We start from the raw sequence: 16,554 nt of genomic DNA on the forward strand, positions 1-16,554 counted from the left end.
GCCCGTGACGCGCCATTTCCTCGATCTCTCCGATTTCTCCGGCAGCGAGCTGCGCGCGATCCTGCGCACGGGCGAGGAGATCAAGGCGCGACGCCGTACCCCCGCCGCCGCCGGGGACCGCCTGCTCGAGGGCAAGGTCGTCGCGACCATCTTCGAGCAGCCGTCCCTGCGCACCCGCGTCTCCTTCGATGTCGGCATCCGTGAGCTCGGCGGTTCGCCGATGATGGTCGCCGGCCATGAGATCGAGCTCGGCGAGCGCGAGACCATCGCGGATACCGCCCGCGTGCTCTCGCGCTATGTCGACGCGATCATGATCCGCATCCTCGATCACGACTCGCTGGTCGAGATGGCGAAATACGCCACCGTCCCGGTGATCAACGGCCTGACCAAGCGCCAGCATCCCTGTCAGGTCATGGCCGATGTCATGACCTTCGAGCAGCGCAAGGGAGCGATCGAGGGCAAGCGCATCGCCTGGACCGGCGACACCAACAACGTGCTGACCTCCTGGGTCCATGCCGCCGGCCGGCTCGATTTCGAATTGTCCGTCGCGACGCCTGAGGAGCTGGCTCCGCCGCCGGCCCTGATCGCCTGGGCCAAGAAGCAGGGCGCCAGGATCAAGCTGACCCACCGCCCCGAGGAAGCGGTCGAAGGCGCCGACTGCGTCATCACCGATTGCTGGGTTTCGATGGGCGACGACGATGAAGGCACCCGTCACAACCTGCTGCGACCCTATCAGGTCGATGACAGGCTGATGGAGCGCGCCGAGAAGGACGCGATCTTCATGCATTGCCTGCCGGCCTCGCGCGGCGAGGAGGTCACGGACGCGATCATGGACGGCCCGCAATCGGCCGTCTTCGACGAGGCCGAGAACCGACTGCACGCGCAGAAGGGCATTCTCGCCTGGTGCTTCGGCGGAGTGGCGGCCTGATGGCCGTGGACGACACCATGAGCACCGCCGGGCTCGACGATCGGGTCATCCCCTTCGCCGTGCCCGATCTCGACGTGCGCGGCCGCGTCGTGCGGCTGGGCGCCTCGATCGACACGATTCTCGATCGCCACGGCTATCCTGAGCCCGTTTCGCGCGTGCTCGGCGAGGCGGCTGCGCTCACCGTCCTGCTCGGCACGGCGCTCAAGTTCGAGGGCCGCTTCCAGCTCCAGACCAAGAGCGACGGCGCGATCCCGATGATGGTGGTCGATTTCAACGCGCCCGATAATTTCCGCGCCGTCGCCCATATCGACGAGGCCAAGCTCGTCGAGGCGATCGCGCTCGACAAGGTCTCGACCGGCGAATTGCTCGGCGAGGGCCATCTCGCCATGACCGTCGACCAGGGCACGGCCACGACGCGCTACCAGGGCATCGTTGCGCTGAAGGGCCAGAGCCTCGAAGAGGCCGCGCACCAGTATTTCCGCCAGTCGGAGCAGATTCCGACGCGGGTCCGCCTCGGCGTCGGTACCGTGACCACAGGCGGGCGTCCGCAATGGCGCGCCGGCGGCATCCTCGTGCAGTTCATGCCGCATTCGCCGGACCGCCTGCGCGCCGCCGACATCCATCCCGGCGACGTGCCGGAAGGCCACGAGATTCTCGCCAACCCCGACCCGGACGGGATCGCCGACGATGCCTGGATGGAGGCCCGCTCGCTGGTCGAGACAGTCGAGGATCACGAATTGCTCGACCCGACGCTGGAAAGCGAGCGCCTGCTCTATCGCCTGTTCCACGAACGCGGCGCCCGCGTCTTCGAGCCGGTCACCGTGCACGAGGCCTGCCGCTGCTCGCGCGAGCGCGTGCTCTCGATGCTGCGCGGCTTCGCTCCGGCGGATCGCCAGGCGATGATCGCCGATGACGGCAAGCTCGGCGTCACCTGCGAGTTCTGCTCGCGGCGCTACTCCTTCGATCCGGCCGAGGTCGAGGACGGGCAGGCGGCGAGGCAGTAGAGGCATTGGAACTGCGGGGAACCCCTCTCCTGTAAGGAGAGGGGCAGGGGTGAGGTGTCGGCCCCTGGACCAGCAAAACGCAGCCTCACCGCAGCGACCACCTCACAGCAAGCACGGTGAGCGGCCGACCCCTCACCCTGCCCTCTCCCTACGGGAGAGGGTTCCCCGCGCTCTTATTGTCGCGCTTGGTGCGATCGAGGCGCGGCGGGCTGAGACAACTGCCAGCCTTTACCCCGCCTTGCACTCCGCCATCAGCTTGCGCATGAAGGCCTCGCCGGCGGCCAGTTGCTCCAGCGTGATGTACTCGTCCGGCTGGTGCGCCTGATCGATCGAGCCCGGGCCGCAGACCACGGTCGGAAGCCCGGCCTGCTGGAAATGCCCGGCTTCGGTCGCATAGGCGACGGCGATCGTATGGTCGCGGCCGGAGAGCCGCATGGCCAGCCGCTCGGCCTCCGAGCCCGGATCGGGCGCCAGACCCGGCACATCCGAGGTCATCTGCGTCTCGATCGCCGCGCTCGGTGCGGTCGAGCGCATCCGCGCCAGCACCTTGCCGGCCGTCTGCGCGAAGCGGGCCGGGCCGGCCTCGGGATCGGAGCTCGGCACCGTCCGGATCTCCCAGAGGAGTTCGCTGCGATCGGCCAGGATGTTGCGGGCGATGCCGCCATGGAAGGTGCCGATATGAATGGTGTCATAGGGCGGGTCGAAGCGGCCGCTCGTGTCCGGCCGCTGCTTGGCGTCCTCCGCCATCTGGTCGAGCTCGGCGGCGAGCAGCGCGCCGGCATGGACGGCGCTGGCGCCGAGCTGCGGCTTGGAGGAATGGGCCGCAAAACCTTTCACGACGGTCTGGAAGGTTCGAACGCCCTTATGGGCGTCGCAGATATCGAGCATGGTCGGCTCGCCGACGATGACGGCGCGCGGCCGCGGCAGGGTCTTGCCCATCGCATTGATGCCGTCGACCACGCCGAGGCAGGTCACCTCCTCGTCATAGGACAGGAAGAGATGGATCGGCGTGTTGAGATTGGCCGCCAGGAAATCCGGCACGAGTGCCAGCCCGAGCGCCAGAAATGCCTTCATGTCGACGGCGCCGCGGCCATAGGCCTTGCCATCCTCGACATGCAGCGTGAACGGGTCGCGGCTCCAGGCCTGCCCGACCACCGGCACGACATCGGTATGGCCGGACAGCACGATCCCACCGCGATCCTGCGGGCCGACGGTCGCGAACAGCGCTGCCTTGTCGCCGGTCTCATTCGGGAAGCGCACGGCGGAGACGCCCCAGCCGGCGAGATAGTCTTCGACGAAAGCGAGCAGGGCCAGGTTGGACTGGTCGCTCACTGTGTCGAAGGCGACGAGGCGGGCGAGCATCTCGAGCGGCGTATAGCGCTGCCCGGCTGGAGCGGAGGCGGTCAATGCAGAACCTTCTTCACATAGGGGGAATCGAGCGGGAAGAGCGGCACCTCGACATCGAAGATCGTGCCGTTCTCATCCTGCATGGCGTAGAAACCGTGCATCGAGCCGTCCGGCGTCGTCAGCGGGCAGCCTGAGGTGTAGTTGAAGCTCTCGCCCGGCCGCAGCACCGGCTGCTTGCCGACGACGCCCTCCCCGCGGACTTCATGCACCTCGCCGCGCCCGTCGGTGATGAACCAGTGGCGGGTCATCAATTGCACGGTCTGCGTCGACAGGTTCACGATCTCGATCGCATAGGCCCAGAAATAGCGGCCCTGCGCATGCGAGGATTCCGCATCCATGAAACTCGGTGCCGCGGTCACGCGCACGCCATGCGTCTGGGCCTGATACATCGAAGGCTCCGCTTCGGCCGGTCGCGGCCTTGCCGCCGTGATGTGTTACCGGCCGGCCGGCGCCAGCGTCAATGCGGGGATGCGGCGATTCTGGCGTGGACAACCTGTCGGATGGCGCGGGCGATGGCGGCCTGAGCATGCCGTTACATGTAGACTGCCTGCTAGACTCTTTTGGTGTGAGAAACGATGAATTTTGGAATTTGGCCGTCGCAGTGGATCCGGCGAGCTATTGAGGCGGGCGTCATCTGCGCTGGTACGCCGATCAATGAAGCCGCGATCCAACCAGCGAGCCTCGATCTTCGCTTGGGGGACCGAGCGTATCGCGTCCCCACGAGCTTTCTGCCGGGTAAGGGAAATTCAGTCGCGCAGCGCTTGAGCGATCTCGCAACGCATGAGATGGACCTGACGAAGCCTCAGGTCCTTGAACGGAACTGCGTTCACATCATTCCGCTTCAGGAGAGCCTGCGCCTGGAAGCAGGCACCAGTGCACGCGCCAACCCCAAAAGCTCGTCCGGTAGACTCGATATCTTCGTTCGCCTCATCGCAGATTGCGGAACCGCGTTCGACGAGATTCCCGCAGGCTATTCTGGCCCCTTGTTTGCCGAAGTTGTGCCGCGCTCTTTTCCGGTGATTGCGCGGGCCGGCGATTCGCTCAACCAACTCCGGTTCCGTGAAGCTGCTTCAGACCGTGGGCGTCCCACTCGGACGTTTCCTGTTTCGATCGATCTGGAAGGAGCGGCTGCCAACGGCGTAGTCGCGTATCGGGCGCGTAAAACCACTGGCTTGATCGATCTTCAGCAGATCGGAAAGTATGACAGGAACGATTTCTGGGAACCAATCCAATGCCGCCCCGGCAGGCGAGAACTCGTCCTCGTGCCGGACGAGTTCTATATCATGGCCTCGCTTGAGGATATTGAGATCGGCGAAGATGAAGCTGCAGAAATGATAGCTTATGATACTGCGGTTGGTGAGGTTCGCGTACATTATGCCGGATTCTTGGACCCGTTCTTTGGTAAATCAAAATCTAAATCAGGAAACAATAGTAAGGTCGTTCTTGAGATTAGAAGCCATGATGTTCCTTTTATGCTCGATCACGGTCAAAGAGTTGGAACTTTGATTTTTGAAGACATGATTGAAACGCCTGATAAGCTGTACGGTCAACAAATAAAGTCCAACTATCAGGGGCAGGGCCTGAAGCTGTCGAAGCAGTTTTTCTGACCTGTGGGGTGACCTGAGCCCCTGATCCTTCTCCAGATTTGAGGAGAGTCCGTCACTCACGGAGACGGACGATGCGCCCCTCACGATTCACGGAAGGGCAGATCATCGAGGTACTGAAGGAGCAGGAGGCTGGAGGGGCAACGCGCCGCTTGCATTTGCGATATTATGTCGATAAGTCTCGACATATGGAAAGCGAGCAAGTCATCCTCGCCCTGGCGGCGCTGGCGCAGAACACCCGCCTCGACGTCTTCCGCCTGCTGGTGAGCGCGGAGCCGGAGGGGCTGCCTGCCGGCGAGGTCGCCCGTCGTCTCGACGTTCCCCACAACACCATGTCGTCCCATCTGAGCATTCTCAGCCGGGCCGGGCTCGTTCGTTCGGAGCGCATCAGCCGCTCGATCGTCTATCGCGCCGACCTCGACGCGCTGCGATCGACCATCGCTTTCCTCCTGAAGGATTGCTGCGGTGGCCGGGCTGAGATCTGCGCGCCGCTCCTGGTTGAGCTCACGCCCTGCTGCCCAACGAAGGTCACGACCGATGCCTGACCGCATCCACAACGTGCTGTTCCTCTGCACGCACAACTCCGCTCGCTCGATCATGGCCGAGGCCTTGCTCAACCATCTCGGGGAAGGGCGCTTCAGAGCCTTCTCCGCTGGCAGCGACGGCGGTCCCGGGCCGAAGCCGATGGCGCTCAAGGTGCTGGATGCCGAGGGCATCCCGACCGAGGGCCTCTCGTCGAAGACCTGGGACGTCTTCGCTGGGCCCGGTGCGCCTGTCATGGACCTCGTGATCACCGTCTGCGACCAGGCGGCAGGCGAGGCCTGCCCGCTTTGGCCGGGCCAGCCGATCACGGCGCATTGGGGCATCGAGGACCCGTCCAACCTCCAGGGCAGCGAGATCGAGCGCGAGCGGGCCTTCGTGACGGCGCTGCGCTACTTGCGCAATCGGATCAACGTCCTCTTGTCGCTTCCTGTCGCGAGTCTCGACGAGATGGCCCTGGCGCAGCAGGTCCGGCGTATCGGCAGTCTCGAGGGCGCGAGCGGCGGTCGTCCGGAGGTCGCGTGATGGACGTGATCATCTATCACAACCCGGCGTGCGGGACGTCCCGGAACACGCTCGGCCTGATCCGCAATGCGGGCGTCGAGCCGCACGTCATCGAATACCTGAAGACGCCGCCGAGTCGGGCGCTGCTGAAGCTGCTCCTCGGCCGTGCCGGGCTGACCGTCCGGGACATCCTGCGCGAGAAGGGCACGCCCTTCGCTGAACTGGGCCTCAGCGATCCGGGCCTTTCCGACGAAGCCCTGCTCGATGCGATCGAGGCCCATCCCGTCCTGATCAACCGCCCGCTGGTCGTATCTCCCAAGGGCGTGAAGCTGTGCCGGCCGTCCGAGGCTGTGCTGCCGCTGCTGCCACCGCAGCGCGGCGAGTTCCGCAAGGAGGGCGGCGAACTCGTCGTCGATGCCTCCGGTCGCCCTGCGGCTCTCGCCTGAGGTCCTCATGTCCACCTTCGAACGCTACCTCACGGTGTGGGTCGCGCTGTGCATCGTCGTCGGGATCGCGCTCGGCCATGTCATGCCGAGCGTCTTCCAGGCGATTGGCTCGGCCGAGATCGCTAAGGTCAACCTGCCCGTCGCGGTCCTGATCTGGCTGATGGTCATCCCGATGCTGCTGAAGATCGACTTCGCGGCGCTCGGGCAGGTCGGCCGGCACTGGCGCGGAATCGGCGTCACCCTCTTCATCAACTGGGCGGTTAAGCCCTTCTCGATGGCGGCGCTGGGCTGGTTCTTCATCGCCTGGCTGTTCCGGCCATGGCTGCCCGTCGACCAGATCGACAGCTACATCGCCGGTCTCATCATCCTGGCCGCAGCGCCCTGCACGGCGATGGTCTTCGTCTGGTCGAACCTGACCAAGGGTGAGCCGCATTTCACGCTCAGCCAGGTCGCGCTCAACGACACGATCATGGTCATCGCCTTCGCGCCGATCGTCGGTCTGCTGCTCGGCCTGTCGGCGATCACCGTGCCATGGGGAACGCTCGTCCTTTCGGTGGTGCTCTACATCGTCATTCCCGTGATCGTTGCGCAGCTCGTCCGCGGGCGCATTCTCGCAAAGGGCGGACCGGCCGCGCTCGATCGACTGCTCGGCCGGCTGGGACCGGTTTCGCTCGTATCCCTGCTCGCCACCCTCGTCCTGCTCTTCGGCTTCCAGGGCGAGCAGATCCTCGCCCAGCCGATGGTGATCGCGCTCTTGGCAGTGCCGATCCTGATCCAGGTCTACCTCAACGCCGGACTGGCCTACCTGCTGAACCGGGTCGCCGGCGAGCAGCATTGCGTCGCGGGGCCGTCCGCCCTGATCGGCGCCTCGAACTTCTTCGAGCTCGCCGTCGCCGCTGCGATCAGCCTGTTCGGTTTCAACTCCGGCGCGGCGCTCGCCACGGTCGTCGGCGTCCTGATTGAGGTGCCGGTCATGCTCACCGTCGTCTGGATCGTGAACCGGTCGAAGGGTTGGTACGAGCGCGGCGGCAAGGCGGCCGCAATTCCGGTCGGAGAATAATTCGATATTCATGGAAATATAGCTTGACGCTGCCTTTGGCCGACCGCATTGTATTTCCATGAACGTCGAAGAAGCAGCGAAGCAGCTTGAGGCTCTCGGGAATCCAACCCGGTTGGAGCTCTACCGGATTCTCGTCCGGGCGGGTCACGGTGGCCTGCCCGTCAATCAGGTGCAGGAGCGCCTTGGGATCCCGGCCTCGACCTTGTCACACCACCTTCAGCGGCTGATCCGTAACGGCCTCGTCTCGCAGGAGCGTCAAGCCACCACGCTGATCTGCCGTGCTGTCTACCCAGCCATGGATGCCCTTCTCGGCTTCCTCGGCGACGAGTGTTGCATCGAGGAGGGCTGCTCTCGAGCGCCGGAAAAGGCCGCCTGAGAAGTTCTTTTTATTTGCCGCATAATTCTATCATTCTAGAAATAGTGGAGGACAGAATGACCGAGCTTCCCGTCGCCGTCATCGGAGCTGGGCCAGTCGGGCTCGCTGCGGCGGCAAACCTCATCGAACGCGGGATAGCGGTGAAGGTCTATGAGGCAGGCCGCGAGGCGGGGAAGAATATCCGCGCCTGGGGTCATGTCAGGCTGTTCTCGCCTTGGGGATTCAATATCGCTCCGGCCGCGCGAGGTCTGTTGGCTGAGGCTGGCTGGGAGGAACCGGACGGGCAGGCTTACCCGACCGGAGCCGAGCTGGTGGATGGCTATCTCGCCCCGCTGGCCGCGACGCCGTCGCTCGCCTCCGTGATCGAATACGGCGCCCGTATCACCGCGGTCGGCCGCCACGGCATCGACAAGGTGGTCAGCCGCGATCGGGAGCAGCGTCCTTTCGTGCTCACCGTCGTCGGGGACGACGGGGTGACGCGACGCGACCAGGCACGCGCCGTGATCGACGCATCGGGGACATGGACATCACCCAACCCCATCGGCGCTGGTGGACTCGCGGCGGATGGCGAGGAGGCGCTCAAGGATCGCATCGCCTACGGGATCCCCGATGTGTCGAGCCGCGATCGATCGACCTATGCCGGCCGGACGACGTTGGTCATCGGTGCGGGCCACTCGGCGGCAAATGTCCTGCTCGATCTCGATGAACTCTCGGCTGCCGAACCCGGCACGAAGGCGATCTGGGCCACGCGCGGACGCGATCTGTCCCGCGTGTTCGGCGGCGGGGGCGATGACCAGCTCGCGGCGCGGGGCGATCTCGGGCAGCGCCTGAGCCGTCTCGTCGCGGAAGGCCGCATCGAACTGGTCTCGGGCTTTGCCGTCACGGGCGTCCGCGAACAAGCCGGAATGCTGGTGGTGGACGGCGACGTCGGTGGCGCTGGTCGCATTATCGGGCCCGTCGATCGCATCGTGGCCTGCACCGGGCAGCGGCCCGATCTGTCTTTGACCCGGGAGCTTCGGATCGAGTTCGACCCCTGGCTCGAAAGTGCCAGGACGCTGGGGCCGATGATCGATCCGAACCTGCATTCCTGCGGCTCGGTTCCCCCGCATGGTCACCGCGAGCTCGCGCATCCGGAGCCGGGATTCTACATCGCGGGCATCAAGAGCTATGGGCGGGCGCCGACCTTCCTGATGCTGACCGGCTATGAGCAGGTTCGGTCGATCGCGGCCGCGCTCGCCGGCGATCTGGTTGCGGCCGATGACGTGAGGCTCGGTCTGCCGGAGACCGGCGTTTGCAAGGCGGCGCCTTCGGGCGATTGCTGTGGCGGGCCTGCTCCTGTCGAGGCCGATGCCTGCTGTGCGGCGGATGCCGAGGCGAAGGCTGAGGGGCAGCTCGGTTGCGGTTGCGGGCCGGCGAGGCAGCCCGAGCCGGCGACGTCCTCCTGCTGCGGCAAGGCAGCGTGACCGAGCGGCCGCTCTACCGGCTTTGGCCGAATGGCCGCCTTGATCGGATCATCGCCAGCGCGGCGAGCCCGAACGGCGTCGCCGTTTCGCGCCAAGGAACCCATGCCTTCCTGGCACTGAGCCGCTTGCCCGCGACCAACATGTTCCGTCGGAAAGCCTACGGAAATATCGCGCCAGGCGCGGACGTTGGCGCATCTCTTCAGGATGCCGCAAGAGAGCTGCGCGTCAGCGCGCGCTCGCTGCAGCGCCATCTCGCCGAAATGGGCACGAGCTGCAGCGAGATGGTCGCGCAGATGCGCCTCGACACGGCCTGTCACCTGTTGATCGAATCCAGCGAACGCATGTCGCAGATCGCTACGCGCCTCAAAAGGTGACCCACGCGCGGGCTTGGCGCGAAATGGCAAGATCCGAGGAGGCGGCGCAGCTAGCCTCGATGAAGTGTGCTCGGTTTCGCGTGCCGGCATGGTTTCCAGTTCGCTGCACATGGGCGATGGGGCGCATGTGACCGGGGCCGAGCCTGCCGCTTTCGCCGGGGACCACCCTGTTCTTCGACCCTCTCCTTTTTGCTGTCCAGGTGATGAATGGCTGCCGGAACATCTGAGAGAAAGACCATGATGCTGTCTGGAATGCTCCGGCCTGCCGCGCTGGCCGTTGCCGGGTTGCTTGCGACGACGCTGGCTGCGGCTGGTGAAGGGAAAACGCCAGGCTACAATCACAAGATCCCCGAAAAGATCATGACGCCGGATGCGGTCGAGACCCGCTTCGGCACCATGAAGTTCTTCGACGGCATGCCGGACAAGGCAACGGTCGAGCGGCTCTATGACAATCTCGACGTCCTGCGTGGCGTCGAGACGTTCCTCAACGGCGTCCCGGCCACATCGATCGAGGGCTTGCGTCTCGGCCATCTCGATCTGGGCGCGGACACGTCGAACAAGGTGATCCTTCTCGACCAGCTGATGGACTCGGCGCCGCTGTTCCTCACCGGCAATACCGATACCGTCTATGGCAGCGCTTTTCTTCACCTGGGAACGGACGGGCCGACGGTCGTCGAGATTCCCGCCAGGACCGGTCCCGGCACGGTCAATGACGCCTATTTCCGCTTCGTGACCGACATGTGCGCTCCGGGGCCCGATCGCGGCCGGGGAGGCAAGTATCTGATCCTCCCGCCCGACTATAAGGGAGATCTCAATCCGCCCGTCGGTGGCATGGAGGCAGAGGTCGACGGTGAAAAGTACTTCGTCTCGAAATCGACCAGCTACGTGAACTGGCTGATCCTGCGCGGCTTCCTGGTCGATGGAAAGCCCGACGCGGCCGTGGCTTCCTTCAAGAACGGGTTGAAAATCTATCCGCTCAGCAAGCGTGCCAATCCGCCGAAAATGGAGTTCATCAGCGGGTCGCGGAAGTCCTGGAACACGATTCACGCCAATAATTTCGAGTTCTACAAGGAACTCCATACCGTCATCGATCGTGAACCGACTTCGATGCTCGATCCCGAGCTGCTGGGACTGTTCGCTTCTATCGGCATCGAAAAGGGCAAACCCTTCGCTCCGGACGCCCGGATGAAGAAGCTGCTGACCGAGGCCGTCGCCGTCGGCAACGCGACCGCCCGCGCGATGATCTTCCGCCCGCGCCTCGAGGGCTTCCATCTCTATCCGAACAGCGCCTGGGGAGCGGCCTTTGTCGGCGGAAGCTATCAGTGGCTTCGCGACGGCGGAAAGGGCGGGCGTTACCTCGATGCGAGGACCCTGTTCTTCTACCAGGCGACGGTCAACACACCCGCCATGGTCGAGCAGATGATCGGGGCCGGTTCCCAGTACGCCTATGCCGCTACGGACCGGAGCGGCGACTATCTGGACGGCGCGAAGACATACAGGCTTCGCATTCCCGCCAATCCGCCGGCGAAGGATTTCTGGTCCGTGGTAGTCTACGATCCGCAGACCCGCTCGGAACTCCAGACCGGACAGACCTTCCCGAGCAAGAACAACAAGCGGGACAAGCTCATCGCGAATGCCGATGGCTCGATCGATCTCTATTTCGGTCCGAAGGCACCGGAAGGCAAGGAAGCCAACTGGATCCAAACCGTCGCCGGCAAGGGATGGTATACGATTCTTCGGCTCTATGGGCCGCTCGAACCTTGGTTCGACAAGAGCTGGCGGCCGGGCGAATTCGAGCCGATCAAGTAGAAGGCACCTCGAGGTTTGTTTGCTAAACCTCGCTTGGTTGACGGATCGAGAGCGCAGCGCTTTGGACCATGTCCGGCGCGCCGCCGGCGGCCAGGGCGCTCGGGCCGTGTTTGAAGTCCGCTCCCGCGACGTGCCGTTCATCATCGAGGACGGTCAGATTGTCGGTCGCCTCGTCTATGAGGCGATGGCGGCACGCCCGGAAGCGCTCTACGGCGCCGATCTCAAGTCGAACTGCCAGGGCCAGGCCCCGAAGCTCTCGAAGCACTTCAAGGGCTGAGCGAGCGCGGCGTTCACCCTCTCGCAATCGCCAGCGATTCCCGGATGACACTCGCGCCCGGACCCGCTATGAACGCGGGCCTGCCGCGCGTTGCTTCGCCAGCGTGAAGGGCATGCGGGCGTAGTTCAGTGGTAGAACGTCAGCTTCCCAAGCTGAATGTCGTCGGTTCGATCCCGATCGCCCGCTCCAAATTCTCTCGAACATTCAGCTTGTTGTCGTGCCGTGGCCTGTCGGTGACGGCGCGGTCGTGGCCGCCATCGCCTGCGCCGCTTTCGCGCCGTCGATCACGATCGGCGTCCAGCCGCGCTCCGGCGATTTCAGCCAGTCGGCGATATGCTCGAAGATGATGCGCTGGAAGGGCTGGATCGGCTGCCCGCTCTGCTCGGAGATGTCGATGATCCGGCCGAGCTCATCGGCGAAGTCGCGCTTGATCTCGCTGCCGAGCCGGTTCTCCAGATGCTTGAACAGGATGCCGAACAGGCTGATCTGGGCGCTGGCCAGCCCGGCGATGCAAGTGCTGAGGTCATCCTGCTTCATGGCATCGGTCTCGTCATGGCTGGGGACATGCCGCCGCTATCGTCGCAATGCGGCATGCCTCAGGTTGAAAGGTTGGGCGGTGTCGGCGGCGGGCGTCAGAATTCCGACCAGTCGCCGTGGCCGCCGTTCATCGCGCGCAGCACCTTGCGTTGCAGCCGGGCGGGAACGGTCGGCGCCGGTTCGGCATCCTCCGGGACTGGCCGCGCGAAGGCGACCGCACCGGCCTTGTCGCTCAGCCGGTCCAGCGGAATCTGGAACGAGGTGACGAGCGTCTGGAGCCGCTTGGCCGAATCCTCCAGCGTGCCGGCGATCCCGTGGCTCTGCTCGACCATCGTCGCGTTCTGCTGCGTCATCTCGTCGAGATGGGCGACGACCTTGGCGACCTCCTCGATCCCGTTGGCCTGCTCCTGCGAGGCGGTCGAGATGTCGGCCAGCGCGTCGGAGACCTGCCGCGACGACTGCACGATCTCGGTCAGCGCGGTGCCGGCTTCCTGGACCAGCTTCACGCCGGCCGAGACCTCCTCGGCCGAGTCCGTGATCAGCTTCTTGATATCGTTGGCCGAATCGCTGGAGCGCTGCGCCAGGGCGCGCACCTCCGAGGCCACGACGGCGAAGCCGCGGCCCGCCTCGCCGGCACGCGCCGCCTCGACGGCTGCGTTGAGCGCTAGCAGATTGGTCTGGAAGGCGATCGTGTCGATGACGTTGATGATCTCGGCGATATTGGCGGAGGCGCGCTCGATGCGCTCCATCGCTGCGATGGCCGCGGTCACGATGTCGCCGCCCTGATTGGCGATGGCATTGGCCTTCTCGCCGAGGGCCGTGGCATCCTGCGCCCGCGCCGCGCTCTGCTTCACGGAAGCCGCGAGTTCCTCGGTCGTCGCGGCCGTCTCTTCCAGGCTGCTCGCCTGTTCCTCGGTCCGCTGCGCGAGGTTGCGGCTGTCCCGGTTGATCGCGGATGAGCCTCTGGCGAGCGTGTCCGAGATGTCGGCTGTCGTCGTGACGACCTCGCACAGCGTCTCGATCAGGGCGTTGACGCCCTCGCAGAGATTGCGCAGGTCGCCGGCCTTGCCGGCCATCTCGATGCGCGGGTTGAGGTTCTTCTGCTTGGCAGCCGCGACGACCTGCTGCGTTTCCGCGACCGCGCGCTGGAGGGCTTCCTGCTCGCCGCGGCGGTCCGTGATGTCGGAGGCGAATTTCACGACCTTGTAGGGTCGTCCCGCTGCGTCGAGGATCGGGTTGTAGGTGGCCTGGATCCAGATTCGGCGCCCGCCCTTGCCGATCCGCAGATACTGGCCTTCATCGTATTCGCCGCGGCCGAGTTTCGCCCAGAAGCGCTTGTAGTCCTCCGAGGCGTGCTGTTCCGGCGCGATGAACAGCCGGTGGTGCTGGCCCTTGATCTCATCGAGCCGGTAGCCGACGGCGGCCAGGAAATTCTCGTTGGCATCGAGGATGGTGCCGTCGAGGCTGAATTCGATGACGGCCTGCGATTTCCGGATCGCGGCGATCTGTGCCTCGGAATTGGCGATCTCTGCCTTCTGTGCCGTGATGTCGGTGGCGAATTTCACGATCTTGACCGGCTTGCCGCCGCGCCCCAGCACCGGCGCGTAGATCGCCTGCAGCCAGAGCGGCGTGCCGTTCTTGCCGATGCGCAGAAACTGGCCTTCCTGCGGCTCCCCCTGGCGCAGCGCGTTCCAGAAGGCCGTGTAGTCAGGCGCTTCGACCATGTTCTGCGGCAGGAATATCGCGTGATGGCGTCCAGTGATCTCCGCCAGCTGGTAGCCGGTTGCCGCAAGGAAATTGGCGTTGGCGAAGAGGATCGTACCCTTGGTATCGAACTCGATTACTGCCTGGGATCGATGGATCGCATCGATCTGTGCTGAAGCATTGTCACTGCTGAAGAGGTTGAAAGCCATGGTCCGTCCCTGACGCGATGCGACGTGAGGCAGAAAAGCTCTGTTAAGTTAAATTACGAGCCGGCGCGCCAAATGAGGCGATCAATGGTTTCTTAACGAAGGTGAACGGCCGGGTTGAAATTAACGAACCATGGAACGAATTCGTGGATTCCAGGCGGTCATCTCAGAGATTTTCGAACGGATGGTGGGAAAGCGCTGCGGTGTCGGATTAACGCGTTAAGATGTGTAAACGCCACGTTAACGAGCTGGAGATAGGTTTGTTGTCGTTTGATAACTATAAGATACTACCGATCGTTCTCATCAGGAGCATCTATTCTGCCGGATAAGGTGAAATGCTGAGCGCAGCGCTCTGGGAAGACGAAGATTTCACGCAACTGAAGGTTGAGATTTCAACTTTGAGCGGCAATGTTCCGGCGCCGGTGCGCGCTATGGTAGCAAGCACAGTCAGGCATTTCGCCGTAGAGTTGGTCGATGAGCTCTGGCTGGATCTCGCCCGCCATGCGCGGGTCCAGGCCCTGTTCGACGACGAGGTCATCGCCGGGCGGTTTCGGGGAGCCCTGTCGCAATGGCTCGTCGACGTCTTTCCGAAGGAAGCGATCGACGCGACGACCTTCCTGATGCGCCAGTCCGAGATCGGGTCGACCCATGCCCGCATCCAGATTCCGACGGCGCTGAGCATGCTCGCGGCGCGGGTGCTCAAGCGCGGCATCTATAACAGCCTCAAGCATACGCGGCTGTCCCGCGACGAGTTCGTCCAGGCAGCACTTTACGTGTCCGGGGTCATCGATGTCGCGGCTGCCGCGATCGCCGCCGCCCATATCAGCGGGCTCGATCGCAACCTGCGGGCGGAGGAGGCGCTGCGCCAGGTCTCGATCGATCATGACTTTCGCGCCGAGCGGGAGAAGCAGAAGGCGTCGCTCGCCGAATGGGCGCAGGCTGTCTTCTTCGGCTCCCATGTCGCTGGCGAAGCCGATGGCTCCTTGCCGTTGAGCCGGTCCGAATTCGGCCTCTGGTTCTCCCACCGGGCCAACCTGCTGTTCGGTCGCTCGGCCGAATATGCGTCGATCGCCCGGCTCGTCGCCGAGGCGGACGAGCATGTCCGGCAATTGCGCGACAGCGGCGAGACGGCCCGCAGCCAGGGCCATCTCCGGGAGATCAGGCAGATCGTCAGCCAGATCAATAATCTCCTGAGCATCCTGTTCAGCCATTCTTTCGACGTCGGCAGCGCCCGGGATCCATTGTCGCGTCTGCTGAACCGGCGCTATCTCCGGGCTGCGATCTCCCGCGAGGTCGCCCTGCGGCGGCGGACGAGCCGGCCCTTCTCGATGATCATGCTCGAGATCTCGCAATTCGACGGCTTGCGAGCGCGCCTCGGCGAGGGTGGTGCCGACACGGTCGTCCAGCAGACGGCGGCCATGCTGCTCAATGCAGTGCGGTCGAGCGATACGGTCTTCAGCATGGGTCGTGAGACCTTCCTGATCATTCGCGTCGGGACCGATGCGAGGGAGGCGGCGGTGTTCGCCCGCGGCATCGTCGAGAGCTACGCGGCGACCCATTTCTCGATCGATGGCCAGACTGTGCTCCAGAACAGCCTGAATATCGGCGTCATCGAGTATGATGGTCATCCGGACCCGCGCCGCCTCGTCGACCAGGTCGCCAACGCCCTGCGCAACGAGAAGGGCGGCAACTGATCGGCCCTACGCCCCGCCTCGCAGGCAGCGGGGACATAGGCATCCTGCAATTCGGCTCACGGCGCGGGATCGAATCCGCGTTTCGCGTGTTGATCCCGCGACGCCGCCGGTTCGGCGCAAGGAGCAGGATATGATCACGATCAGGCAGACAGCCACCACCATCGCCGCCGTACTGATGCTGGCTTCGCCGGCCATGGCGCAGCAGCGCTCGCTCGGCCCCTCGACGGGGACCGTGCGCCTCGAGCAGGTCCAGGCCGGCTTCATCGCGTCCGGCGAGGCTGGTGGTGGGACCTTGCGCTACCAGGGCCGCTCCTACCCGATCACGGTCGGCGGGCTCGGCATCGGCTCGATCGGTGCTTCGCGTTCCGTCGCCTCGGGCACGGTCTATGGGCTGCGCCGCGTCTCCGATTTCGCCGGACCTTATGTCCAGCTCAAGGAAGGCTGGGCCGTGGGTGCCGCCGGCCGCGGCACGACATGGTTGCGCAACGACAAGGGCGTGACGCTCCAGCTGTCCACCCGTCGCCAGGGTCTGCAACTCCAGCTGGGCGCCGATGGCGTGCTGATCGGCTTCCGGCAGTAGTCGCGCGCGCTTGGCGTCAATTGAGCTCGGTTGGCCTCTAG

Annotated in this window: 17 protein-coding genes, 1 tRNA gene and 1 pseudogene; 15 read left to right on the top strand and 4 right to left on the bottom strand. The window is 64.6% G+C overall.

What is annotated here, in order from left to right:
• Positions 1–4: 4 nt before the first annotated feature.
• Both argF and NUV79_RS10835 read left to right on the top strand, forming a co-directional pair.
• Positions 5–928: an ornithine carbamoyltransferase gene (argF, locus tag NUV79_RS10830; RefSeq protein ID WP_257733096.1), complete on the top strand. Its 924-nt coding sequence runs from the start codon at positions 5–7 to the stop codon at positions 926–928.
• Positions 928–1,932 (top strand): Hsp33 family molecular chaperone, encoded by a 1,005-nt coding sequence (locus NUV79_RS10835; protein WP_257733097.1) that lies wholly within the window; start codon positions 928–930, stop codon positions 1,930–1,932. The genes argF and NUV79_RS10835 overlap by 1 nt, the downstream gene beginning before the upstream one ends.
• A gap of 228 nt (positions 1,933–2,160) precedes the next feature.
• On the opposite strand, the gene argE is transcribed toward NUV79_RS10835, so the two are convergent.
• Both argE and apaG read right to left on the bottom strand, forming a co-directional pair.
• Positions 2,161–3,339, bottom strand: coding sequence for an acetylornithine deacetylase (argE, locus tag NUV79_RS10840; protein WP_257733098.1), 1,179 nt, complete (start codon positions 3,337–3,339; stop codon positions 2,161–2,163).
• On the bottom strand, positions 3,336–3,728 hold the full coding sequence (gene apaG / locus NUV79_RS10845) for a Co2+/Mg2+ efflux protein ApaG (protein ID WP_257733099.1): 393 nt from the start codon (positions 3,726–3,728) through the stop codon (positions 3,336–3,338). Before apaG ends, argE begins: the two co-directional genes overlap by 4 nt.
• A gap of 186 nt (positions 3,729–3,914) precedes the next feature.
• Here apaG and NUV79_RS10850 point away from each other — a divergent pair, with 186 nt between their 5' ends.
• The 11 genes and pseudogenes from NUV79_RS10850 (at position 3,915) to NUV79_RS10900 (ending at position 11,981) form a co-directional block, all read left to right on the top strand.
• On the top strand, positions 3,915–4,946 hold the full coding sequence (locus NUV79_RS10850) for a 2'-deoxycytidine 5'-triphosphate deaminase (protein ID WP_257733100.1): 1,032 nt from the start codon (positions 3,915–3,917) through the stop codon (positions 4,944–4,946).
• Between the two features lie 185 nt (positions 4,947–5,131).
• The gene (locus NUV79_RS10855) at positions 5,132–5,488 is read left to right on the top strand and encodes an ArsR/SmtB family transcription factor (protein WP_257733101.1); all 357 of its coding nucleotides are present in this window, start codon (positions 5,132–5,134) and stop codon (positions 5,486–5,488) included.
• The gene (locus tag NUV79_RS10860) at positions 5,481–6,008 is read left to right on the top strand and encodes an arsenate reductase ArsC (RefSeq protein ID WP_257733102.1); all 528 of its coding nucleotides are present in this window, start codon (positions 5,481–5,483) and stop codon (positions 6,006–6,008) included. The genes NUV79_RS10855 and NUV79_RS10860 overlap by 8 nt, the downstream gene beginning before the upstream one ends.
• A complete protein-coding gene (gene arsC, locus NUV79_RS10865) occupies positions 6,008–6,433 on the top strand; it encodes an arsenate reductase (glutaredoxin) (protein ID WP_257733103.1) in 426 nt (141 codons plus the stop codon). Before NUV79_RS10860 ends, arsC begins: the two co-directional genes overlap by 1 nt.
• 7 nt (positions 6,434–6,440) lie before the next feature.
• Entirely contained in the window at positions 6,441–7,493 is a 1,053-nt protein-coding gene (arsB, locus tag NUV79_RS10870; RefSeq protein WP_257733104.1) for an ACR3 family arsenite efflux transporter, read from the top strand.
• A gap of 58 nt (positions 7,494–7,551) precedes the next feature.
• Positions 7,552–7,869, top strand: a complete 318-nt coding sequence (locus tag NUV79_RS10875) for an ArsR/SmtB family transcription factor (RefSeq protein WP_257733105.1) — start codon at positions 7,552–7,554, stop codon at positions 7,867–7,869.
• Between the two features lie 56 nt (positions 7,870–7,925).
• A complete protein-coding gene (locus NUV79_RS10880) occupies positions 7,926–9,332 on the top strand; it encodes an NAD(P)-binding protein (protein ID WP_257733106.1) in 1,407 nt (468 codons plus the stop codon).
• Positions 9,329–9,706: a helix-turn-helix domain-containing protein gene (locus NUV79_RS10885; protein ID WP_257733107.1), complete on the top strand. Its 378-nt coding sequence runs from the start codon at positions 9,329–9,331 to the stop codon at positions 9,704–9,706. The genes NUV79_RS10880 and NUV79_RS10885 overlap by 4 nt, the downstream gene beginning before the upstream one ends.
• A gap of 237 nt (positions 9,707–9,943) precedes the next feature.
• Positions 9,944–11,515: a DUF1254 domain-containing protein gene (locus NUV79_RS10890; RefSeq protein ID WP_257733108.1), complete on the top strand. Its 1,572-nt coding sequence runs from the start codon at positions 9,944–9,946 to the stop codon at positions 11,513–11,515.
• Positions 11,516–11,594: 79 nt separating this feature from the next.
• Positions 11,595–11,792 (top strand): annotated as a pseudogene (locus NUV79_RS10895) (2'-deoxycytidine 5'-triphosphate deaminase); the annotation flags it as partial.
• A 114-nt stretch (positions 11,793–11,906) separates the two neighbouring features.
• Positions 11,907–11,981 (top strand) — tRNA-Gly (locus NUV79_RS10900).
• A 15-nt stretch (positions 11,982–11,996) separates the two neighbouring features.
• Here the strand turns inward: NUV79_RS10900 and NUV79_RS10905 are convergent.
• Together NUV79_RS10905 and NUV79_RS10910 are read right to left on the bottom strand one after the other, a co-directional pair.
• Entirely contained in the window at positions 11,997–12,329 is a 333-nt protein-coding gene (locus tag NUV79_RS10905) for a hypothetical protein (protein WP_257733109.1), read from the bottom strand.
• 95 nt (positions 12,330–12,424) lie between these two features.
• Entirely contained in the window at positions 12,425–14,242 is a 1,818-nt protein-coding gene (locus NUV79_RS10910) for a methyl-accepting chemotaxis protein (protein ID WP_257733110.1), read from the bottom strand.
• A gap of 428 nt (positions 14,243–14,670) precedes the next feature.
• On the opposite strand from NUV79_RS10910, the gene NUV79_RS10915 reads away from it, so the two are divergent.
• Together NUV79_RS10915 and NUV79_RS10920 are read left to right on the top strand one after the other, a co-directional pair.
• Positions 14,671–15,933 carry a GGDEF domain-containing protein gene (locus NUV79_RS10915; protein ID WP_257733111.1) on the top strand — a complete coding sequence of 421 codons (1,263 nt, stop codon included), beginning with the start codon at positions 14,671–14,673 and terminating at the stop codon, positions 15,931–15,933.
• Positions 15,934–16,063: 130 nt separating this feature from the next.
• Positions 16,064–16,513: a hypothetical protein gene (locus tag NUV79_RS10920; RefSeq protein WP_257733112.1), complete on the top strand. Its 450-nt coding sequence runs from the start codon at positions 16,064–16,066 to the stop codon at positions 16,511–16,513.
• The last annotated feature ends 41 nt before the right edge of the window (positions 16,514–16,554 follow it).

This window comes from Allobosea sp. 47.2.35, assembly GCF_024655635.1.
GTDB lineage: Bacteria > Pseudomonadota > Alphaproteobacteria > Rhizobiales > Beijerinckiaceae > Allobosea.